Genomic DNA, 25,594 nt, shown 5'->3' with positions numbered 1-25,594 from the left:
CCCTCAGCCGAGCCGGAACTCAGCATCACATATCCCAAACGACCATGCGGTTGCAGGAACCGTAAGAATCGGCGAACTCAGCCAAGTTCACCCGAAGATTCCCGCCCGCCGCGCCGGATCCGACAGCACATCGCGAATCAGCAGACCCAGGTCGGAGTCCTGCGGGACCGTGCGGTAGCGGACCTCGCACTGCGGCATGCCACCCACCCCGACCAGCAGGCGGTTGAAACCCTGTTGCGTGCGCTCCCAGTACACATCGGCACCCAGCCGGTCCACCTCGATGGCCTGATCGCCCACCCGGAGCACCAGCCCGGCCTGCTGATCCCGGTAGAGGATCACCCGCAGCCCGTCCAGATCGTCGTAGACACCCGCCAGCGAACCCGCGCCCACCGGAGCCGAGTTCAGCTCACCGGTCAGCGGATTCAGCATGGCGAACTCACCGAAACCGGAATGCGATCGCAGGAATACCCCGGTGCCGGACGATGCCGGACCCGATGCGCGCGGGAAGCGGTTGCCACCCTTCGCACGTCCGCCATTGGCCCCGCCTTGCGATTGCCCGCCCGGAGCGCCGCCGCCCATCGGGCCGCCCGGGAATCCGCCCGGAGCTCCGGACGCGCCGTTCCCGCCATTGCCATTCGCGCCATTGCCGTTCGCACCGGCGCCGTAGCCGTCGGACGGGCTGTCCGGCAGGCCGTTCCAACCCGGCGCACCGTTCGGACCTTGCGGCGCACCGCCATTAGGTCCACCGGGGCCACCGGGAGCGTGCGGCGTCCCACCCGGAGCCGAGGGCGAGCCCGGGTACCCCGGATGCTGCCCACCGGGCGAGCCCGGCCACTCCGGCGAACCATTCGGCGTCTGCTGAGACCCGTTGGGCCACTGCCCGGATCCATTGGGCCACTGCGACGAGCCGCCCGGGTCCTGCGGCGAACCCGGCCACGAACCCCACGGCTGCTGACCATCAGGCGGCAACTGGCCACCCGGCCGGCCCGGGTCAGGCGGCGTCGGGATGCCCGGATACGAACCACCCGGCGGCGTCGGGTACGGCGGGATCACCGGCGGCTGCGGCATCACCGGCGGCTGCGGCATGGTCGGCAACTGCGGCTGCGCCGGCATCCCGCCACCGGGCATCCCACCACCACCCGGCATCCCGGGATCCTGCGGGTCCGAAGGTCCGCCCGGCCCGATCGGTGGCAGCGGCCGCTGCGGCGGATTCGGCGGCTGCGGCTGCGGCGGATTCGCATCCGGCGGCAGCGACCACGGCGCCGCCTCCTGCGACGGCTGCGGCGTGTACTGCGGGAACTGCGGATCGAAGTCCCGCGGCACCTTGGGCAGATGCGACCGCACATGCTCCCAGTTCAGCCCCGACCGCTGAGAATCCGGCACAGCGGAATTCGGCTCGTTGCCGTCCGAACGACCGGATTGCGCAGTGCCGCTGGGTATCCGGTTCGCGCTCGGCGCCTCCGGTTCGTTCCGTGGGGCCGATGGCTCCCCGTCCGGGGCGGGGAGAGCTGCCTCGGGGAGGTAGCGCACCGCGCGGGCGTCGGTGAGGGTGCCTTGGATCAGGACCTGGCTGAACTCGTCGGGGAGGTCGTAGATCGGCTTGAAGCGCCAGCCGGCGCCTTCGGGGGGCGCGCCGGTGCGCCACTCCATGATGAGGCCGTCGCCCTTGGCGAAAACCGCTGCCACCTTGGGGTTTCTGGTCCAGGAGGTGGCGTCGCTCTGCTCACCCAGGTGCGAGGTGTGGCCCTCGTAGTCGAGGTCCAGGTCGCCGCGCGGCGGCACGACGCCCTGCAAGCCCTGGAGGTAGGCCGGGTTGACCGTACCGTCGGGCAGCAGGCGGGGGATGCCGCGATAGAGAGCGTCGTCGTTGGGCGGCAGATTGCCTTCGTGCAGCACCGCGCCGTGTACATCGGGGGTCTCGCCGGTGGAGAGAACCTGGGTGACAACGGAATCGGGGTCGGGCCCGGCTTGGGCCGCGCCGTCGCCGGACCCGGTGTCCGGCTTCGGGCCGCCGCCCGTGACGGGACCACCTTCGGCGGGGCCACCCGCGGAGGGACCGGATCCGCCACCGTCCGGCCCGGATCCGTCCGTGCCCGAATTCGGGTCGCCAGTACCGGTTTCCGGGCCACGGGTGCCAGGAGTCGTGCCGGTGGCGGTGTCGCCGGGGCGCGGGATGTTCTGGTCGACCCAGCGGGCGAGGGCGTCGGCGCGATGGGATTCCTCGGCCGCGCGGCGCAGGTCCTCGAAGGCGGTGCCGCTGCCGGGGCCGTTCGCCAGGACGGTCTTGCCCTTCAGATACTCGATGGTGGGCTCGAGCTTGTCAGGGGTGAGATCGATCTCGGCGACAGGCAACTCGGTCGCCGCGCGGAAATTCACGACGGCCTGTTCGAGGGCGGCGCGGGCAGCATCGCGGGCCGCGGCGGCGGCCTCGTGAGGGGTGACGGCGGCCCGCTGCTCCGCGGCCCACAGCCGCTTCAGCTCGTCCGACCACGGGCCGGCGGCCGCCTTCGCCTGATCGACCCGCTCGCCCGCGGCGCGCAAGGCATCGAGGCGGGCCGCGATATCCGCGGCGCTGCCCGACTTCGGCGGGGTGGCGGCCAGCTCGGCCTCGTCGGCCAGGGCCGCACGCAGTTCCTGTTGCGCCGCACGGGATTCCCGGCGGGCGGTGTCCAGCGGAGACTCGGCTGCCCGGGCGTGCGCCTCGGCGGCCGCCTCGTGACCTGCGATAAGTTCCTGGATCTGATGCACTCGCACCGTCGCGTCGTGCAGACGGTGGATGAGCGGCGTCGCCGCAGCCTGCTCCTGGAGTGTGCGCGCATGCTGCGCGGCCTCGTCGAGGGCATTGCGGAAATGCTCGGGCGTCAGATCGGATTCGTTCACCCGCACGCCCTGCATGGCGCGCTTCCGGTCGCGGAGGGCCTGGTCGAGTTCGCGGCGCAAGGTGTCGACCGGCGGTTCATCCGGGCGGGCACCGGCCATCAGCGAGCGATCCAGCTGCTGCTCGGCAGCGCGGACCCTGGCCTCCGCCTCGTTGTAATGCTCCGCAGCCGTACGCAGTTCGGAGACCCTGGCCTCGTGGTCGGACCGCATGGCCGGGTGCATGGGCAGCTGTTCGAGGTGTTCGATAGTGGACGCCAACCGGCCCGGCGTCAGATCCCGGGCGTCGATCGGACGGCCCGGGGCGCCCTCGAGGTGCGGCTCGTGCGCGTCCGGGTGCGTGATGCGGGACAGCGCGTAGTCGCGACTGTTGCCCGCGGACTCCAACTCGGTTCGCGCGTTGTCCAGTTCGGCGGCGGCCACGGTCGGGCGGACCGGCGGGCGCTCCGGCTGCGTCGCGGTGGTGACGTCGTTGTAATCCTGTGCGAGCCGCTGCAACGCCGCGATATCGGCGGCGCGATCGCGTACCGCGGCCCGCAACTCGTCGACGTTCGCCTGGGTCTGGGCGTCGTCCGGGCGCTCGAACTTCTCGATCTTGCCGTCCCGATAGGCCTCGTAGGCCTTCGCCCAGCGCTTCGGATCGTCGCCGAGCTCCAGACCTTGGAGCTTCGCCCAAGCCGAGCCCGCCAACGACGGATCATCCGAACTCGGCGCCTCGCCGATCAATTCGTGGTTGAAGTCGCGCAGTGCCGCGACCGCGGCCGCATCCCGGATGGGTAGCTCGCCCTCGGCGACGCGCGGATCGGTGTTCGGATCGAAGCGCAGGTTCTCGTGGAACGGGTCGATCCCGGCGAGGGTGTGCGCGTACTCGGTCAGCGCGGCCACCAGTTCCGGCCGTTCGAGCGAGCGATGCATCATGTCGTTGATCGCCCGCAGCAGTGCGGGTGGCGCGATGCTCTTGCGGTCGGGCTCGAATCGATCAGCGACCTTGTTGTACTTGTCGGAGTACAGGTCCTCGGGCTTGATGCCGAGCCGCTCCGCCAGCCGGTCGCGGGCCGCCAGCGCGGCCGGTTCGTCCACACCGCGCAGGGTGGACGCGTACCCGACCAGATCCTGAACCGCTTGCAGGCGGCGCACATTGCGCATCCCCGGATCGGTCAGTGCCTCGACCATCTTCTCGGGGCTCAGCTCGGCCGGGTCCAGACCCAGCCGGTTCGCCAGCTGCTGCAGGGCATCGTTCAAGTCGTTGAACGACTCGATGCTGTCGCTGCTGCGCATGAAGTCGGCGGCGCCCTCGATCTGCGCGGCGCGCAGTGCATTGTCGTGCTGCAGGGCCTTGATGGTGTCGGCCAGCTTGTCGGGAGTGAGGTCCTCCCGGTACACGGCCATCTTCTTCGCCAGTTCATCACGCGCGGTGCGCAATTCGGCCAGCGAGCGTGGCAGCTCGGGCGCTTCGTGCGGAACCCGATCCGCGGGCGTGTGCTCGACGACCCGCCAGCGGTCCGCCGGATGATCACGCACCGTGGTGGCCGGGACCCGCTCGCCGTTCAGTTCGGGCTCGTGGAAGCGCACCTCGGGGGTGTGCTCGGCCACGACGCTCAGGCGGCCCTGGTCGTCCATGGTGACCGTGCGGAATTCAGGGCGCAGACGGCCGTCATTGAGCTGGCGGCCGATCTCGGGGTGCTCGGCGAGATAGTCGGCGAGCGCCCGGGTGTGCTCGCCGTCGGCGCGAATCACGGTGAGGCGCGGCGGCTTACCCGGCAGTACGGCGATGCCATTGTCGAGCGGCGCGCCGCCCTCTTCGTTCGCCCAGGATCGTGCCGCATCGTCGGCGAGATCGGTTGCCGCGCCGCGGACCTGGTCGTCGGCCCGCAGGTAGTCGTCGACGGCACGGCCCAGATCGGCGACCTGGGCGGCGTGTTCACGCACCGCCATCCGCAATTCGGAAACGGTGTGCGGCAACCGTTCCTGGGTCAGTTCATCGATACCGACACCCAGCAGCTGCGCCCAGTTCGAACGCTCCTCGCGAATCTGATCGCGCTCCAGGGCGTTCTTGAAGAGCACGCCCTCCTTGCGGGTATCCAGCTCATCCGGGGACAGATCGTCGAAATTGCGGGCCGGCTCGCCGCCGTTGGGAGTGCCCTCCCAATCCAGGAAGGTCGAAAGCGGGTCGTCCTTGCCGAACAGCCCGAGCTTGCGCGCCGCCTTGCCGAGCAGCCCGTCCACCCGGGTCGGATCGCTGTGCACCAGCTCACGCAGGTACCGGCCGAGCGGATCCTTGTCGAAGAAATTGATGCTGTCGAGGAAGGGGACCCGCGCGTGCTCGGTGTTGTAGCGCTGCGCGACGTCGAACAGCGCCTCGACCGCGCCTGCCCGGCGCAGCATCACGTACGCGGACTCGTCGACCAGGCGGCGCAAGGTCGCAGGATCGGCCGTACGCAGGTCGATGCCCTGGCGCGCAGCCTGATTCAGCACCTCCTGGAGCGCCGCGTCGCGGGCGTCGAGTCCGTCGGCGAGGGTCTTCGGCAACGCGTCACGCGAGGCCGGTTGGTGCTGTGCGGAGTGGGCTGCCGCCGGATCCGGCTGTGCGCCGGTATGCCCGGAGGACCCGGCCGCATGCTCGCCGGACGGCAGCTGCGGCAGGGGCTCACGCTGGGTGACCGCGGTGGGATCGGTACCCGGGTCGGCTCCCGGCCGCTGACCGGCGGCCACCGGACTTTCCTGCTCGATGCCGGCCAGGCGCAGATCCGCGGCCGCCCGCGCCACGGTCGCGGGATCCACCTCGCTGATCCAAGGCTGGTACTCGCCGCCGTCGCGGGTGCGCATGGGCACGGCCTCGGAAGCCACGTCGGGAACCCGCGCGGTCAGGTGATTGACGAACGGCAGGTTCTCGCGCGCCTTCCAGAAGGTGGCGAACTCCTTGCCGAGCCGGGACGGATTGATGCCCAAATGGTGCAGGAAGTCGTTGTGCAGCCAGCCGCCGATCTCATTGATGATCTGCTTCTGCCCGGTACCGTCGAGACCCGAACCCGAGGCGTACTTCGGGTACTGGCCCTTGAATCCGCCGCGCACGAAGTCCCACAGCCGGCGCATGAACGGCGGGCGGACCGGCTGTTTCGCGGCCGGGAGACGATCACCCGGCAGCTCCGGCCGGACAGCCGGTTCCAGATGGCGGGTGCCGTCGGCGTCGGTGCGGACGGTGACGTGGACGCGCTCGCCATCGACCTCGAGGACCAGACGCTGGGGCGCGGAAGGGTCGGGCTCGTGGAAGGTCGCCGCCAGCAGATCCGCGACATCGTTTGCACGGCGGACGGTTTCATCACGCAGGCCGGCCAGCGTCGCCGCGCGATTTTCCGGGGCGAGCCGATCGGGATCGACACCGAGCAGACGCGCCCACTCGTCCCGGACGGTGGCCAGCTGCGCGCGCTCCTGCGGGTCGGTGGCCGCGTCGTGGCGGGCGGCGGCGTCGTCGAGCGCTTCGATCGCACCGGCGCGCAACATGTTCCGGTATTGCAGCTCGCCCGCGACCTCCGGTAGCCGCGCCTTCGTGAGATCGGCGTCCGACAGGCCGAGACGGGTGGCGATGTCCTGGCGCATCTCGTCGAGTGTCATGGCACGCGGCGGGGTGCCCGCCTGGTGTGTGGGATCCGACCACGGCTCGAGCGGCAGATCGCGGGACGCGCCGGGGTGAGACGCGTTCTGCTCCAGGGCCTGCCGGGTGGCGGCGGCCTCGGCCGCTTCGGCCTGCCGCAGGCGATCGTCGATACCCAGGGCACTGTGCTCGGCCTCGATGGCGGCCAGCGCGCGCGGGTCGACCTCCGAACGCCAAGGCTCCTCACCGGCATAACGCTCGTCGAACGTGAGCGGGCGGTAATCCTCCGCACCCCGCATGGACCCGGGCCCGGCGCCGGTATCCGGATCGCCGAAAAAGCCACGCGCCTTGGCCATCTCGGCCATTTCCTGCAACGAGGCGAGCGCGTCCGGCCGCTTCGACAGCGGCTCGACCATACCCAGCCCATCGGCCAGCTCGGCCAGATAGGCCAGCTCCTCCGGGCTGCGCTGACGCGCATTGTGCTCAAGCGGCGCATCCGCCAGGAAGTCCGCGACAGCCTTCAGCGTCGGCGAGGCCACCACCGGATTCACCGACTCCGGCGCACCCTCCACCGGCCGCTCCAACTCCACCGTCTGCGCATTCGGATCATGCTGCGGCGACGCCAGCTCAACGGTCTGCGCATTCGGATCATGCTGCGGCTGAACCTCAACCGTCTGCGCATTGGGGTCATGCTGAGGTGGCGGCGACAACTCGACCGTCTGCGCGTTCGGGTCGTGCTGCGCCGGCAACTCGACCGTCGGTTCGCCAGAACCCTTGGGCGGCAGTTCAACTGTCGGATCGCCCGAACCGACAGGACCCGAACCCTGCGGCAATTCCGCCGTCGGGCCCCCCGGACCAGACCTGGGCGGAACCTCCAACGTCGGATCACCCGAGCCCACTGGACCCGAGCCATTCGACAGTTCGAGGGTGGGATCCTCGGAACCCACCGGAATCGAACCCGACGGGAGCTCGACGGTCGGATCTACGGCACCCACGGGGCCCGAACCTTGTTGCAGTTCGAGGGTGGAGTCCTCGGAACCCACCGGGCTTGAACCCGGCGGCAGTTCAACTGTCGGATCTTCCGAACCCGGAGGGCCCGAGGCGTGTTGCAGTTCGAGCGTAGGGTCCTCGGAACCCATCGGGGTCGAACCCGGAGGCAGTTCGAGGGTCGGGTCTTCCGAACCTTCTGAGCCTGAGCCGTGTTCGAGCTCGACGGTCGGGTCCTCGGAGCCCGCATTGCCACCCGGTCCTGAATTGCCCTCCGGTTCTTCGGGGTCCGGGGTTCCTGATTCAGAGCCGGGATCGGTGCCGTTGCCGCCGGAGCCCCCGGAGCCGGACTTGCCGCCGGATCCGCCGGGTTCCGGTTCGCCGGAGTCGGGTCCCGTTGCGCCGGAGCCATTGTCACCGGGATCCTTGCCCCCGGAGCCGCCGGAGCTGGGCTCGGCGCCGGATCCGCCGGGCGGTGGTGGGGTCGGCTTCGGACCCGGGTCGCCATCGGGGCCGCCGCCTCCCGGGCCGCCTCCTGGCTTGTTGCCGGCGATGTGTTCCTCGACCCAGGCGGCGAACTCTGTTGCGCGATTCCAGGTTTCAGCCGCGGTGCGGAGGTTTTCAAAGGCGGTATGCGGGTCGCCGTTGTTGCGGCGGATGGTCTGGTTTTCCAGGTCGGCTATGGCCGCGCCGAATCCGGGGCCGGCGAGCTGGGATTCGTCGGTGGACAGGCCGGTCGTTTCGAAGAGGTCGCGGATGGCGGTGCGCAGGTCGGTGCGGGCGGCGTCGACGGCGCGCGCCGCGGCGGCTCGGGGCGTGTCGGCGGCGTTGTGAGCATCGGCGGCGAGGTGGTCGAGCTGGGCCTGCCAGCGGGCGACGTGTTCCTGGTTGTCGAGGTAGTGCTCGGCGTAGCCGGCGAGGTCGAGGCGGCTGCGCTGATCGGGGGTGAGCTGGTCGCGCGGGATGTCGCCGAATTGTGCTCGGGTGGTGGCGATCCAGTCGCGGGTGAGGTCGGACTCGGTGAGCGGGAGGCCGCTCATGCCCGACTCCATGGCCAACTTGGCGATGTCGGCGTCTTGCCGGGCGTACCGCAACTCGCGCTCGGCCTGCGCCTGCGGCGATTCGCCGGCGCGGACCGCCTCGATCGGCTCGGGCCGCACCGCACCCTGGAAGTCCATGGCGGTCTGGTAGCGGCTCACAGCCTCGCGCAGCGGATCGAGCTCGGGGTCGAGGACCAGACCGTTGTGATCGGCCCCGCGCGAAAGCCGGTCGAACCGACCGACGATCTGATCGGCGTGGTCGGGCCAGGTCCCCGGCGCTTCGGCCGCCGCGGTCACCAGATCGTCTCGCGCACGGTCGACTTCGCGCTGCCATACCTCGGCCGGCGTATCACCGGTGACTTCGACGGCCGCGTGCAACTGCGCCTCGTGGTCGTTCACCCGTGCATCGGCCGCATTGAACTCGGACGCCGTGCGCGCCAGATCCTGTAGGTGCTGCTCGGAATTGAGCAGATGGCCCCCGTCTTCGCTGGTGCGAGTGGCCAGGTATTCGAGCGTACTGGGCAGCCGTTGCGGGCTCAGATCACCGTCGCGCAGCGGCCGGTCCGAGCCGGTGTCGATCCGGCCCACAGCGGCGTCGAGTCGGTCGCGGGCCGCGTCCCGCTCCTGACGGGCCTCGACCAGGCCGCCCGCCGCCTCGAGCGGACTGCTGCGTGGCGCAGGCGGTTCCGGCGTAGAGGTGAGCGCGTGGTGTTCAGCGGCCAGCCGCTGCAGGTCGTTGATATCGGCCTCGCGGGCGCGGACCTCAGCGCGCATCTCGTCGAGCATCTTCGCGAGGTCGGCCGGATTGGGCCGCTCCCCCGTTTCGATCTTGCCGTCGCGATAGATCTCGTAGACGTCGGCGAAGCGGGCATCCCTGACCCCCTGGACCAGTTCGACGAAATCGCCGACCGACAGCGGGTGATGCTCGGGATCCATCCCCATCATGTACTCGGCGTAGGTCACCCGCACAGCGTCCAGGTGCTCCCGCACGGCGTTCTCCCGCGCGGCCTTCGCCTCTGCGACCTCCGCCGGTGTGGCGCTCTTCGGCGTGGGCTGCTCCTGAGGGAGCGGCTCCGGCAGTGACTGCAGCGCCTTTCTCATCTGTTCCGGCGACATCCGGTCCTGCAAGCCGGGCAGCTGCTTACTGTAGGACTTGATCATGCGGTCGATATCGTGGACGTCCACGCCGAGCAGATGCGACCAGACACCGGTGGCCTGTGAGGGGTTGCCGGAAAGTGGGTGCTCCCCGATCGTTTCGCTCAACAGACTGTGCAAAAGCTCCGGCGCGGACCCCGGGTGGATCGGCACGACGCCGTCGGCCGCGCGCGGATCGGTGCTCGGATCGAAGCGCAGGTCCGGGTGGTACGGGTCGACGGCGCCCAGTGCGTGCGCGTACTCGGCGAGCGCGGCGACCACGTGTGGGTGTTCCCCATCACGACCCAGCGCGGCCTTGACAGCACGCAGCACCGCGGGCTTGTGGGTGGCGGTGGGATCCGGCCCGTAGCCGATGATCTCCGGCTTGATCTTGTTCTTCTCGTACTTGGGTCCGTACAGGTCTTCCGGCTCGACACCGAGCCGCCGCGCCAACCGGTCCCGCGCCGCGATCACCGCGGGCTCATCGGTCTTGCCCAACTGCTTCGCGTAGTCCATCAGGTCGCCGATGGCCTGCGCGCGACGTGCCCGCTTCAGCTTCGGATCGGCGATCGCCTCGGCCACACGCTGCGGCGACATCCGCTCCGGGTCGATGCCCAGTACGTGCCCCAGATCGCCGAGCTTGTCGCTCAGCTCATGGAAATTGTCGATCGCGTCACTGCTGCGCATGTAATCCGCCGCGCCCTCGATCTGCGCGGCTCGCAGCATATTGTCCTGGCGCAGTGCGGCGATGGTCTCGTCCAGGTGCTCGCCCAGGTCCATCCGGGTCGCGCCTTCGAGGCGGGCGGCGACCGCATTGCGTTCGGCCTTCACCACCTCCGGATCGCGTGGCGCACTCGGCGTTTCGCTCTGGACGGGGGTCTCGGGCTCCGGCGTGACGTGCCTTGGTTCGGGTTGGACGACATCCCAGGTGCCGTGATCGCCGCGCACCATGAGCACCGGGGCGCGGTCGCCGCCCGGCTCCGGATTCGCGAAGCGGACCTGCGGTGTGGCCTCGTCGACCACGTGCAGTACGCCGTCGTCGTTCATGCCGACGGTGCGGTAATCCAATTGCAGCTCACCGCGATTGAGCATGCCGGCGAGTTCCGGATACTCGGTGAGGGCTTCCGCCAGACGGGCGTGGTGGTCTTCGTCGCCACTGATCACGACCAGACGGTTCGGCTCGTGGAGGTGCTCGCCCGGGCGTACCCCGATCCCGGACTCCAGCATGGCGCCGCCATTGGCGTCCATCCAGTCGTGCGCCGTGCGGTCGACCAGCTCGCGGCCCCGCTGCTTCGAGGCATCGTCCAGCTCGATGAAATGCTCTACCGCAGCCGACAATTCGTTCAGATGGTCGCGCTCGTCCCGTACCGCCATCCGGTGCGCGGCAATGGTGCGGTCGAGTTCGGCCTGACCCGGGCCGAGTTCATCCAGGCCGATACCGAGCAACTGCGCCCAGTTCGACCGCTCCTCGGCGAGCTGGTCCCGCTTCAAGGCGTCCTGGAACAGATCACCCCGCTCGCTCTGCCGGAATCCCTCGTCGGCATCCTCGAAGTGCTTCGCCCACTCGCCGTTGTTGTTGGTGCCGACCGCGTCCAGGAAGGTCTTCCGGGGCGGCTTCGGCTGGAACTTCTTCGACGGATCATCCGGCGCGGCACCGTATTTCTCCCGCAACCGGTCGGCCTGCGCCTGCCGGCGCTCCAGCTCCTTGACCTCGTGGACTTCACGGACGAAGCGGCCCAGCGGATTCTTGTCATTGACGGCAACGGGGCGGGCGGGGACCTTCGCCTCCACCTCGTTGAACTCGTGTGCGACATGGTTCAGGGCCTCGATCGCACCGGCCCGGCGGATCAGCCGATACGCCTCCTCGGTGACCACACGGCGCAGGGCGGCCGGGGAGTCCTCGGACAGTTCGTATCCGTGTTCGGCAGCCAGGCGCGCCAGGTCGCTCAGCGCGGCATCGCGGGCCTCGATCGCGTGCGCCACGGGCTCGGGCAGGTTCGAAGCCCAATGATGTTCCGGCGGAGCCGGCAGCTCCGGGACCTGCGAGCCGGCCGGAAGCTCCGATGTCTGACCCTCGCGTTCGCGGATGTAGTCCGCTTCGGTGGGCATGCCGCCCAGGCGCAGACTGGTCTCGTTCTCGGCGCGGAGTCCGGGATCGGCCTCGGAGAACCAGGGCTCGTACTCGCCGCCGCTACGATCGCGCATGGGCACGACATCCCCGGCCACATCCGCGACACGGCTGGTCCAGCGCTTCAGGAACGGCATCCGCTCCCGCACCTTCCAGATGGTGGCGCTCTCCTTGATCATGCGGGCGAAGGGAGCCTCCGGCATGAACTCCGTCGTCTGGGGTTTCTGCCCCGGAGCGAGATGCTCGTGCGGATTCGTCTCCACCTCGGTGGGGAAGTCGTGGCCGAGCAGGTGCGCAGCACCCTTGAGCACGTCGGCCTGTCCCTCGCCGTCACCGTGTTCGTAGCCCGACATGTACTTGGGATACTGGCCTTCGTAGCCCTTGAACTTGCGCCATACGCGCCGAAGCAATCCGATTTTGCGTTCCGGGGCACCGGGTTTCGTCTCGAAAGCCACATCCGGACGGTCGGTGACCGCGAGCCGGTGTGCCCCGTCCGGCCCCGCGGTGACCTCGAGGTGCACCCTATGACCATCGGCCTCCAGCACCAGCCGCGCTCCCGCTGCCGGATCCGGCTGATGGAAGGTGGCGGCCATCAGGTCCGCGACATCGCTTGCACGGCGCAAGGTTTCGTCGCGCAGCCGGGTCAGCGTGCCCTGCGGATCGCGGGCCAGGTGTTCGGGGTCGACGCCGAGCAGGCGCGCCCACTCGTCACGGACCGCCCCGTAGGCGGCGCGCAACTCCGAGGTGGGCGACGCGGCATGACGGTCCACGGCATCGCTCAGCGCCTCGATCCCACCGGCGCGCAGCAGGTTCCGATACTGGAGGTCGCCCGCGAGCTCGGACAGGCGTTCCGGGGTGACATCCTCGGGGCGCAGGCCCAGGCGGTCGGCCAGTTCCTGCCGCAACTCGGGAAGCGAGAACAGGCGCGGCTCGCCCGCGGCGGGACCGTGATCCACTTCGGACCAGGGCTCGAGCGGCTGCGCCCGAGACGCCTCCCCCTCGGGTCGCTCCACCGGCCCCGGAACGAAACGCTCCTCGGCCGACAGTGGACGGAAGTCCTCCGGTCGCAGCGCGCGCGACGGACGATCACCTTCCGGATCGCCGAAACCACCACGTACACGGGCGTTTTCGGCCACGTCCCGCATGGCGGCCAGCGGATCCCGCTGCTGACCGATGAGGTGCTCCATACCGAGCGCATCCATCAACTGCGCGGCATACGCCTCCTCGGCGGGCGTGTGCTCACGAATACTGGGCGGAGCCTCGGACCGGCCCAAGTAGTCGGCCACCGCATGCAGGGCCGGGGAAGCGTCGACCGGATCGGCCGGACGCACCGCAGCCCCCGACGGCAAGGTCAATTCCTGGGTGGGGGCCTCGGAGCTGTTCTCCTCGCCGCCGGACACGTTGTGCAGCTGCGTATCCGGCAGTGTCGAGCCCGGCCCGGCGGCGGGGGCAGCGGCACCGGGCTCCGGAACCGGTTCGCCCGGTCGGCCGCCGGCCTGCGCCCACAACTGATCCGCATCGTCCCTGGCGGCCCGGGCACGATCCTCGGCCTCGGCGATACGCTCCTCGAGCATGGCACGATCGGGGCTGCCCTCCGGCATCCCGTCGGCCATCTCACGCAGGAAGTCGGCGCTCTGCGCCTCCATGTCGGCATTCCAGTCGGCCTGGATGGCCTCCTCGCGCCGCAGCCAGGGGCTCCGCTCGTCCGGCCCGGATCCCGCTGCCGGACCACCGGTTTCGGGCTGTCCGGACGGAATCCCGTGATCGCCACCGTTCGGTTCGGGCTCGGGATTCGACGCGGACTCGTTGCGTGGCGTCGGCGGTTGCTCGCCTCCGGAGCCACCGGCGGCCGGATCGCCGGGGCGCCCGCCCGCCGGCTCGTTCTGGCTGCCGTCCCCCGACTCGTTCTGGCTGCCGTCCCCAGCCTTGTTCTGGCTGCCGTCCCCCGACTCGTTCTGGCTGCCGTCCCCCGACTCGTTCTGGCTGCCGTCCCCAGCCTTGTTCTGGCGGACGCCGGGGTTGCCCTGGTCACCGTCGCCGTCGGACTTCACCGGATCGACCGGCTCGGCAACGGCTGCCGCGTCGTCGCGGCGGACCTGAGGCTCAGCCGGATCCGTATCTCGCTGCACACCGGGTCGATCCGACGAATCCCCCACCAGATTCGACGGAATCGACTCCGGTCGCGCGCCGCCGACATGCGAATCATCGACGGTGATCTCGATCTTCGGTGGCGGCGCGGTGCGGCGGCCGGCGGGAGCGTGCTCCTCCACCGGGTTCGGGCCCGTCGGCCGCGAAATCGCCTCGGGCGGCATGTGATAGTCGGCCTGGATGCGCGCATGCTCGTCCAGGCTGTCCATGAGGTGCCAGTACAGGACCTTCGCGGGCTCGGACGCTCGTTCGCCGTTGTATTCGACCTCCTGCAGCGCCTCGGCCATCGCCTCGCCGCTGTGGAACTCGTACTTGGCGCCCAGGCCCAGACGGCTCAACCGTTCCTGCCCGCCGCGGCTGTACCCGCTGAGTTGATCCAGCCAATCCTGGAAGGCGGCGCGGAACTCCCGGCGGCCCAGATCGGGCCGAGTCGCTTCGAAATGGTCCCGCAGGACCCGCAGTGCGGTGCTGGACGGCCGATTCCGCACCGACCCGGCCGGGGTGGCCTCGACGTCCATCACGTGCGCCAGCTCGTGCACGATCACCGCGTGCACGGGGCGCCTGGCAGCACCTCGCGGAGTGACACCGGATTTCACTTCGGCGGCGATCGCCTTCCGCAGCGACGTGTACTCGTGTGCGTAACGCGAGTTCAACACGACCGCGTCGGCCTTCAAGACCCGCGGCCCACCGTCGAAACGCCCGGGAATCTCGTGCTCGCAGAAGGCGTAGACATTGTCGTCCGGCATCGCCTCGATCGAAATCCGCTTCAGATTCCTGACCGCGGGGTAACGCCGCATCATATCGTCGACGGCACGCGCGAATTCCCGTGCGACATGCGGCTCGACGGTCGCGTCGTCGAACCCGGTGACCTTCAATCCCCAACGCTCGGTAAGCTCTTCGGCCACCTCCGACGGAGACTTCGACGACCACTCGTCGAGCGGCAGGTTGATGGTCTGCCGCTCCTCGGGCGAAGCGGCGAGATACTCCTCCCTGGGCACCCGAGGACCCCGCTCCGATTCCGGCGGGGGGATGGGCTTTCCGTCGTCATATCCGGTCGGGCGCTGTTTGCGAACCGGCGGCGGCTCGCCCTCGTGCGACTGCGACGGATGTTCGACCGAGCGATCCTCCCCGGAAGGCTCGGAGCGCCTACCGAAGCGAGAATCCCTGGTCTGCTCTGCGTCCAAGGGATGCGCTTCCGGCCGAGCCTGCTCCGGACGCGCTTCATCAGCGCGCGGCTGCTCGGGCCGCCCCGGTTCCGACCTGGTGGGTTCCGACCGGGCGTCCTCGGCGTGAACCGCACCGGCAGCCGGACGCTCCACGGCGCGCGGCTCGTGCGGTCCGTCCGCTTCCCGCTGCGGTCCCGATGGCGGAATCTCCTCCTTCGCACGGGGATTCGAGGCGTCATCGCGCCGCGCGGCGGTGTCGGACTCCGGCCGATGCGGCGCGGCCGACGGGTCGCCGGACGACGAAGGGTCATGGGCTGCTGCCGGATCACGGGTAGCTGCCGGGCTGTGTGCTTCCTGCGGGTCGCGGGCGTTCGGGCCGTCGTGTGTGCCCGTCGATTCGCGGTTGGCCGCCGGGGCGTGGGACTCGCCTTCCGGGGGTTCGATGCGGGTTCGGGGGCCGCCCTCGGCGGGGTGCTTCGCCGTGTGTTCGGCGAGGGCGTCGACGAGGACTTTGTGGATGATCTTGGCGGCGGTGCTGGCATTGTCACCGTTGAGCTCGACGTCGGTGAAAGCCTCGGCCAAGGCCTCGGGGATCTCTGTGCGAGAGGTCTTTCCTTCGAAGCTGTAGCGCGAGAGCTCTTGCTGCAGCCAGCGGCGGAAGCCGGCCATATTGCCGTTCTCGGCCACGAAGTGCTGGGTGAGCGCATCCATCATGCGCTGGCGGGCCTTGCCCTGGCCGGTCCAGTCCATGGCGTGCGCGAACTCGTGCAGGACCGTCGCATAGATCGGACGGTCGCTCGCGCCCGTCACATGGTGACCCGAGCCCTCGTCCAGACGGGCCATCAGGGCCATCCCGTCGGGATTACGAGCGAGATCCGCGTTGAGGGTCAGCTTCTCGGCGTACCAGCCGACGTTCTTGCCCTTCTCCGGAGACGAGCGCGCATAGACACCCTCGGGCAGGTCCCCGATACCGATCGAACGCAGGTTGGTGGCGGGGTACTTCTCCATCATGGAATCGACGGCCCGCGCGTATTCGCGCAGCACCTCGGGGTGGATATCGGAGTCGAACCCGAAAACGTCTATGTCCCAGCGCTGCTCGAGCTTGTCGACAATGTGCTCTGCGTCGAGGCCCGACCACTCGTCATCGACCTGAGAGGTCCAATCCGGCCGGTGCTCCTGCGAATCCGTTCCCGCATGGTCCGTGTGATGCTCATCGGCGGCCGGTTGTTCGTGCCGGTCGCCGCCCGGCGCCGCGGATTCGTTCGCGACATGGGAATCGGCCACGCGGCGCTCCGGCGCCACCGGCTCCTCGGTCCGGCCGGGCCTGGGCTCCGAATCGCGCACAGGCGCGGCTTCCTTCGGAGCGATCGACTGCGGATGCTCCTCCGCACCATGGGCATCGGAACGATCGGGCCGCGACACGCGCTCGGGACCGGCATCGTTCGCCGAGTCCGCCGCCATATCGCGCGGCATTTCGACATGCGGCTCCTCCGGCCCGTCACGATGCGGTGACGGGCCATCAGGACGCGGTGTATCACCCGGTTCGCGACCAGGGAGGCGGTCGGTGAGACGCCGCATGAAGCCACGCGGGCGGTCGGCCTCCGGGCTCGGATGCAATGAGGCCGCGGGGTCCACCAGGATGTCGCGAATCCTGTTGGTCAGCCGGACCGGGTCCCGATCGGTCAGACCCTGGAATCGGCTCGACAGGGCATCCGACATGCCACCCTTGCCATTCGGCGGCGGAACCCGCCACCCGCCTTCACCGTCGCGTTCCAGCCACAGATGCAGGGTCGTCGGACCGACATCGACAGGGTGCAACTGATAACGGTCCGGATCCCGATGGCGAGCGACGTCCGGGCCGTCGCCACTGGGCCCCAGCGCGATCTTCCTCGTCATCAGGTCGTGAGCGACCGCCGCGGGGTGCGGGTGGTCCGTCGACCGGTTGTCCTGGTGCTGCCGGTAACCGGCGTCCATGAAATTGGACGCCAGCTGCGGCGAATCGTCCCGGCCACGGGATCGAAGGGAGAACCCCTGGCGTGCGACGGGTTTGAACGCATCGTCGCCGAGCCCACGCAACCATTCGTCGAAGCCGACGGTAACGCGGCCCTCCTCGCGGTACCGCAGATAGTGCGCGAGCATCTCGCCGAGCGCCTCGGACCTCGTCGGCCGGCGCATCGAACCCTCGGCCTCGTGCGAATAGATCCTGTGCACCTCCACGCCACCGTGTTCGTCCGGGGCGACCACGCGATACTCGATGTGATTCGACCTGGTCCACAACACGCTCCGGTACTGCGGGTGAGCGTCGATGAGAACCCGTACGGCGTTCATGTGATCGCCCTCGCCGGCGAACACCACCACATCCCCACTCGACGTCACGATCACCTGGTCGGTGAGGCGCCGCCCGTGCGCACCCAGCGCGGCCTCCGAAGCCTGCCTGGCCAGTTGCCGGAGCTCATCCTCCGAATGGGGCTGCGGCGTGCCGGATTCGTGCGCATCCGCGTCCGCCGGATCGTGCGGAGTGACGAGGTCGCGTGGCGTCGGATGCCCCCACCGGGGATCGCCGCTCTCACCGAACGTCCGCACCACGTCGAACGCGACATCGGAGGCATGCAGGCCGTTGCGATCCAGATAGCGTCGCAGCGCTTGCACTCCGGCCTCGCGAGCGGTGGCCTCGGTCGCGTTGCTCGAACTTGCCGCCCTGTCGTGGGCCTCGGCGTATACCCGCTCGGCAGGGCCGACCGGAATCGGCTTGCCGCCCTCCCGAAGCAGACGCAGCTGGTCGATCTCGTCCGCGTACTCACCGGCACGCCGCGCCCGAGCCCCCGGCGTGTCCTCCTCACGGCGCATCACTCGCGGCGCATCTTCCGAAGCCGGAATGCCGTGCGCCCTATCCCATTCCGCGCCGTGCACGGCCGCGGGATCGTGCCCCTCGACCCGGGGGCCGTCCTCGACCAGGTGAGCGGCCACCTCACGGACGCCGGCCCGATAGGCGGCGGCCTCCAACATACGGTCGGTGGCGCTGCTGTTGCCGCGGTAGGCCGCCCGCGCATCATCGAGTGCGCGGTCCCGGGCCCGCTGGAAGACGCGTTCGAGCGGATCCGCCGCACCGGCCCGATTTCGATCCGAGCCGTCGCCCCGGATCCGGTTGTGTTCGTAGGACAAGGCCAGGGCTTCGGCCTGCCGGTCCAGCATCGTCTGCACGTATTCGTCGCGAGTCAACGCGAAACGCTCCAGCGGACCCTCGACCCGGGCGCGCGCCTGCGCTTCCGAGGCCGCGCGCACCAGCTCGGCGGCGTGCTCCAAGCGAGCGCCCTGGTCCAGGCGAGTCGAACCACGGTGCAGCAGTACAGTATTCGTGGCCGGGTCATATCCAGCACGCGGTCCGCGCTCGATTCGCCCATCGGGTGTCCGCGTCACCGCCGCCGCGGGATCATCGGTGAATCGGATGTCGATTCCGTGCTGCTCCAGCACCGCGAGCGCCCAGCGCGAGATGTCGCTACCATCTCGACCGCTCGCCGTCTCCCACACCATCGACCAGTCGAGGCCGACCCCCGAAGGGGGCACCGAGTGATCGGTGAAATCGACTGCCGCGGAAGGTGATTCGTCGCTCTGCAGGGTCGGCTCGGCGAAACGGTCGGCCACCGCGTCCGGGTGGTCCCCGCCCTGCGCGCCGGTGAATCGCTCATCGGCCAGCAGGGCCTCGATGCCGGCCGCGTGTCCGACGGCACGCGCCTCGGCGTCCGAAAGCTCGGGATGCTGGGCGCGTTCGCGCGCCACGGCGGTATCGGACGCCTCTCGATAGGTGTCGCGGACACCGTCCTCGTAGGCAATATCGACCGGGCTGCGCTCGGGTCCGCGCTCCGGGTCGTAGCCCGCCTCACGCAGCTCGTGCACGAAATCGGCGTGCTTGCCGAAGGATTCGGCCGCCGCGCGCAGCCGCTCCGGGCTGCCGGGCTCGGCGGCGCGATGCGGATCGGCGAAGTGCGGATCGCCCAAGTGAGCGGCGGCGGCCACGACGGCGGCGGCCTGCTCCAATTCGCCGCGACCGTGGCGATCCACCACCAGTTCGCGGCGGGCCGGGTCATACGAGTCACCACCGTGCGGTTCCCCGCCGCTGTCGGTCAACCGCACCGTTACACCCGCCTCCTGCAGCGCGTCCAGCGCGGCGCGGCCGGTTTCGGTGTGCGCCAGCACTTCCCCTACCGACGTCAGGTGCGGATCGGCGGCACGCGACACCCACTCCGGGGTGTCGTGTGAGTCGACGTGGTCGACCACCCCGCGCACGACGTGCTCAGGCGAGACGACGTCGTCCGGGCGCGCAACAGCAGCCGCGGGCGACGCCCCCGGCTCGGACTGCCTCGGATCCGGACCAACATCGAAGCCCTCCGGGGGCCGAATGGGTTCGGTAGTCACAGTGCCGTCCGAGGCCACCTCGACACGGCGGTACTCGACCGAGACGCCCTGCTCCCTCCAGGCTTCCCGCATGCGGATGCTGACGATGTCATCGACCTTCGCCGATGGCGGCAAGGCCAGCACCACCCGCGGCGGATCATCGACCATGGCCAGACCGGGACGAAGCTCCACACCGCCGGCAGCCGCCAGCACTTCACCGACGGCCAGCTCATGGGCCTGGCCGAGCAGCTCACGCGACCGGTCGAGATGCGCACGGTAGTTGGCGTAGTCACTCACCACCGACGTACGAGCGGCAGCGAACCGTGGCGATCGAGCCGAGTCGGAGCCGAGCGTGCCGCGCAGCACCCGATGCAGGTCCGCATCCGACAATCCCGCGGTCTCGACACCGAAATCCCGGGACATCTGCGTATCGATCCGGGCCCGATCAACATCCGAAGCCCAGGCCGAGGCATCCGCCGCCTGCCCCACCAGCTCTGTGATCCGGGCGGCGACAGCCGGATCGGGCGGGATGAACACCTCCGCCGGGCCAGCCGACTCCACCGTCCCGGCGGTGCCCGAAAGATCTGGCTCGACAGCAGGATCCAGGTACCCATAGAACTCGTCGACACCAGCCGCCCTCCGGGGCGCGGCCGATTGCTCGGGCAGATCCGAGCGCTGCGGGGTGTCCGGCGAATTCCGGGGCGGAGAGGTCTCGTTGGCGGCAACCGGATCGGGCGGGCTCGTCGCATCGCCGACCGCCGCCCGGGGGCGTTCGTCCGTCGGATCATTCACGGGCGCAGCGTTGTTCGGGGCGAGCGCCTGCGGATGCTCCGGGCCCGGCGCATCGGGAACCTCCGGCCGCGGTGAACGGCCGGAGGGAAGAGCGGAAGGCTCGGGCGCGGCGGCATGCGGCTCGGTGACGGGCTCTGGACCCGGACCAAGCTGTGCGTGCCGCTCGATCTGGTCGAGGCGGTCCGTCATGGCCTCATACCAGTCGGGATGGCCGTTGGCCTCGAACTCCGGGGCCAGGGCTTCCAGCCGAGCACGTACGTCGGCGATCTCGGATCGCGTGAAGCTGTGCTTGTGCCAGTCAACCTCGCCGCCCTCGCCCAGATCCATGAAATGGCGGGCGAAATCGCTCAGGGGGATCCGGTCTCGGGGGCCGCCGCCGAAGGCGAGGCTGTGGTCGATGGAGCTGAGGTGACCGTCGTCGGTGACGAGCAAGTTCGCGTCGCGATCGGGCATCCCGGTCAAAGCGTCGAACAGGCCCATACGGCGGCCTTCGGGAAGCTCCACGTAGGGCAGCGACGGACGGAACTCGACGGGATGGAGATCGATACCCGGCCTGCCCGGCATCACGTCCATGTAGATGACGTTCTCGCTCTCGCGGTACACGCGAGGCACGTCCACGCCGAGTGCCTGGCCCACCAGTGATGCCAGGTGCTCGGCATCGGCATGCTCGGGCAGGCTGACCGTCTTGCGGATCAGCTGGGTGCCGTCCTCGAAGGTGACCAGCTCCACCCGCTGGGCTTGTTTGAGCGCGCCCTCGCTCAACACCTCGGCGGACACTTCACCGGACCTGATCGCCTCGGTCGCGTGCTGCTCGAATGCCCTTGCCGCCGCGATCGGATCCGCCGCAGCCGTCCGAGCCGGATCCGGCTCGTGCACCGGGGCGGACGGGTGAGACGGGTCGGAGGCGTGGGCCAACTCGGTCGCGTGGGCCAGGTCCGCCGCGATCATCGCCCGGGTGAGTTCGTCCGTGCGGTGGAACTGCTTCGCGGCGTCCCGCAATTTGGTGAAGGCCTCCTGCGGGTCCACGCCCCGTTTCACCTTCGCCTTGCTGCCCTCCAGGTCCCGCATCGTGTCGTCGAATTTTCCTGCGGCCAGGCCGGATTCGGCGACCTTCAGGCCGGTCACCTTCTCCAGATTGGTGATCGCCTCCCGCAGCGCCCGCCGGGCGACGTCGTGCGCGTGCCCGATCTCCGCACGGATACCGGCCGACTGATCAGCGGCACCCGGACGCCCGTGTCCCGACGTCTTCGGTTCCAGGGCGTGCCGAGTCTGCTCGCTGAGCGGATCCACCGGCGTGCCATCGTCTTTGAACAGAATCGCCCGTGTGCCCTGGGTCTCGTGTGGGATCTCCGGCGGGAAGCCGTGCTCACGGCCCGCCGCCGGATCCTTCACCACAATCTCGCCGCCCTCGTTGACCAGCAGATAGGCGTGCGCACCCACGCCGTGCTCATCGGCGGGACCGGCGTATTGGTCGACGACCAATGCGGAGGAACCCGGGCCGAGCTCCCGCAGCCGATCCGCGATCGCCTCGTGGTCGCCGAAGACACGGAGCTTGCCGCCCGCCTTCGCCACGACCTCCGACACCGACATGCCCTCGGGGCCTACCCGACGATCCGGAATTCGGATCGAATCGTTCCCGGTGATCTGGCGCAACAGTTTCAGTGCCAGCTCGCCACACCGGCCACGGTTCGGGTGCGCGTCCACCGGCTGGGCCGGATCCTGCTGCGTCGCAGCGTGATCGGACGCCTCATCCGGGCCCGACGACACCGCGTGCTCCGACGGTTCGCGCACGGAACCGGGGTGCTCGGCCGCGCCGTCGCCGCGCGCGGGCTGACCGTCGCGGCGGTCGCCCGGGCGCGCCTCCGATGCGGGCCGTTCGGCCGGACGCCCACCCTCGGCGGCATCGGACCGCCGCTCCCCGGTCGGTGCGCGATGCTCCCGGGCCCCGCCGGGCTGCCCAAGCGGATGATCGCCCAGCGGAACCGGCGCGACCAGCAAGCCACTATCAGGTGCGTCCGACTCGTGCCGGTCGTCCGGCCGCGACCCGTCGTGCGCACGCTCCTCCGGGTTGCCCGCATCGGACTCCGGGCGGTTCTCCGCCGGGTGCTGTCCCCCCGGCTCTGCACCGGGCCGAGTAGCCGCCGAAGGATGGTCGGGATCACCGGACTCCGGCCGATCTGCGGTGCCGTCGGCCTCCCCCGCCCGATCCGCGACATCGTCACGCTGCGAGGCGATTTCAGGTTGCCGCTCCGGCTCGCGTGCGGCGGCGGGATCGGCCTCGTCGCGAGCCGGCTCGTCACTGCCGACGACGGATTCATCACGCTGCGAGGGGATGTCGGGCGTCGGCTCCGAATCGCGACCCGCCAGCGGCTCGGACTCCCGCTCTGGCCGAACGGCCTCGGGCTCACCGTTGGGCGCCGCCTCCTGCGCCGCCGGATCGGCAGTGTCGCTGTGCTCCGGTGCGGGGGAATCCGCGTGCTCCGGTGGATGTTCGGAGGTCGAACCGTCGCGCTGCGGCTCGGCGGCGGTGTGCGGCGCCGCATCGCGGGCCGGTCCTGGCTCCTCGCCCGAATGCCCGGGTTCCCGCGCGGTGTCGGCGGGCGACTCGGGATCGCGCGCGGCAGCGGGCTCGGGCTGGTCGCCGGGCCGACCCGATTCCGACTCCCCGGCGCGCGAATCGGGCTGTTCCGCAGGGTGTTCGGCGTGCGGGCCGATGGCCGGATCGGCGGCGGGTTCGAGTCCGGCCCGATGGCCACTCGGTTCCGTAGTCGGGTCCGCTTCGCGGGAATCCGACGCTACCCCCGCATGTTCCGGGCGGCCGTCCGCCACGTCGCTCGCGGGTACGGACGGGTCGTGTCTCCCGCTATCGGAGCTCGAGTTCGACTCGAGTGATCGCTCCGCGTCCGGGCCCTGTCCGGCCGTGTCCGAAGGCTCTGCGCCACGCGATTCCGGGTGTGCCCCAGGCTTTTCCGCGCCTTGGCGGGCGGACGTAGATTCGCCCGCCTCGTGCGGACGACCGGCCGGGGCGTCCGGACCCGTCGCGCGGACCTGACTTCCCGCGGTGGGACGGGCGTCCGTGCCCGTCGGACGGGCATCGGGGCCGGCCGGGCGTGCGGCATCGGCGCGCGGTGCCTCCGCGCGGGCACCACTGCCGTCGCCCGCACGCACCGAGGTCGCACGGGCATCGGGGGTCGCACGGGTGTCCGTGGCCGGGCGCGGGGCGTCGGAGCCGCCACGCGCGTCGGGGGCGGTGGACGTGCCGTGCGCGGGAGCGCCGGTCGCGGTGGTTCCACCGGTGGATGCGGCCGGAGCCGAGCTGCCCGGGGGCTGAGTTCCGTTGGAGGACGCGGCGATCGAGGGTTCCGCGCGGTCCGGACCGATGGTGGCCGGGGCGGCGCCCGCGTCGTGTGACGTCGTGGGCGCGCCCTCGGCGGGCGTGGAGGCGACATTCGCACCGGTGCCGTCGGGGACGGACGCGCGCGCCTCGGAAGGCGCGCTCGCCGGGTAGACGTTCGGGGAAGAGTCGGCGGGTCCGGCGGACGAGGCCGTGCCGGCGCCGGAGTCTACGGGCGCGGGCGTACTGGCGCCGGAATCTGCGGGCGCGGGCGAAGTCGTGTCGGTCGAGTTGCTGCCGGTAGCGCGAGCGCCGCCGTCGGCGGGTGCGGCCGACCCGGAACCCGACGAGGAGCCGGTGCGGGTATCCCCGGTAGGCGTGGTACCGGACTGGCCGGCTGGACTCGACGCCGGAGCGGAGTTGCCGGGACCCGAAGTGGGAGCGGCATTCCCAGGGCCCATGCCGTTGCCGGGCGCGGCGGGAGCGGAATTGCCTGCGCTGCCGGGGTCGGTAACGCTGGATGCGGGCCCCTCGCGGCTCCCGGCCTGAACACTCGACTCCACAGCGCCACCGGGGTTTTCGTGGCTTCCCGCCTGCGGCTGGGAGCCGGCGTCGGCCGGACCGTGCGCGGCCGCGGGCGCGCCGTCGGTCGCGGTGTGCGGCTGTGCCCCATGGTCGCCGCCGGTCGCGCCGGAGTCGGTGGGCTCGGCGCCGCGGTCGGCGGGCGAACGGGAATCCGAGCCGCCGCCGTAGCCGCCCTGGTCACCGCCTTCGGGGCGGGCGGTGCTGCCGTCACCGGTGGTGTGGGTATCGGCACCGGAGGTGGTTGTGTCACCGCTGTATCCGGCGGGGTGCATGGTGGACCCGCCACTCGACGCGCCATCGTGGCCGACACCGGTGCTGCCCGTGTCGCCACCGCCGGTCGAGTTTCCGGCCATATCCCCGGTGCCGCGTGCATCCGGAACGGCGCCGACGTTCGCCATGTCGGTGCTGACGCCCGCACGCATGCGGGCCACGCGCGGCTCCCAGAACTGATGGGAGGCAGTGTGATTCAAGCCCGAGAGACCGCCGTTGGCGACCCCGCCGGTCAGCATGCGCGGATCGAAATTGGTGAAGGCGCTGCCCGCGTTCTTGAAGGCGTCACCCCAACCGTGCTGGTAGGCATCGAGCCCGAACTGGGCCGCGGTGCCGGCCACGAATCCGCCCGCCGCACCGGCCAACCCGGCAGTGGTGCCGGTAATGGCGCCTGCCAGATAATGATTGATCGTGGAGCTCTCGAAATGTTCGCCGAGCGCCTTGCCGACCTTGCCACCCAGCATGCCACCCGCGGCCGAACTGACTGCGGTGACTCCGATCTTGCCCCAGTCCATGCCGCTGCGATGCCCGGCGGCGACCTGATACCCCTCGATGCCGACTTCCTGCAGCACGCCCAATCCGGCGTCCAGCACGAAATGCCGCACCATGAACTTCGCCAGCGACGAGCCCACCATTTTGGCCGCATACCTCGCAATGGCTTCGACCGCCTCCCGGCCGATGATCCTCACCGCGACCCGGGTGGCCGCCTGCGCCGCCGCCTCCGTGGCCGGTGCGGTGAGTGGGGAGATCCACGCCGCGGCCATTTCGAACGCCAGCATGGCCAGCGACGAATAGAACATGAGCTTGGTCGACTCGATCTCGGTGCCGGTGTCGTGCACCGATTCACCGATCTGGTCGTAGAAACCCGCCAGATCCAGGATGGACGTGTTGCCGTCCTGTTTACCCCCGGTCCCGGCCATGAGGTCGAACTGCTTGGCCATGGCGTCGCGACCGTCGCCGTCCACGTACGCCGCCAGCGTCGCGTACTTGGCATCGTCCATCGCCGAGACCTGGCCACGCAAACCGTCGGCGGCGGACTTCCAATAGTTCGCCAGATCCCACATCTGGTCTTCGTTGCCGTCGGGCCATTGCACCCCGACGAGCCAACCCAGCCATTCGAGTTCAGAGGGCAGTTCGAGAGCCATGCGA

1 protein-coding gene is annotated in these 25,594 nt (G+C 70.2%); it reads right to left on the bottom strand.

What is annotated here, in order from left to right; translation table 11 throughout:
* Nucleotides 1-87 precede the first annotated feature (87 nt).
* Nucleotides 88-25,590 carry a hypothetical protein gene (locus ACIP5Y_RS43175; protein ID WP_400359246.1) on the bottom strand — a complete coding sequence of 8,501 codons (25,503 nt, stop codon included), beginning with the start codon at nt 25,588-25,590 and terminating at the stop codon, nt 88-90.
* Nucleotides 25,591-25,594 lie beyond the last annotated feature (4 nt).

This window comes from Nocardia sp. NPDC088792 (genome assembly GCF_044750615.1).
Taxonomy (GTDB): domain Bacteria; phylum Actinomycetota; class Actinomycetes; order Mycobacteriales; family Mycobacteriaceae; genus Nocardia.
The sequence above is the reverse complement of the archived record's forward strand: the minus strand, read 5'-3'. Positions and strand labels throughout refer to the sequence as shown.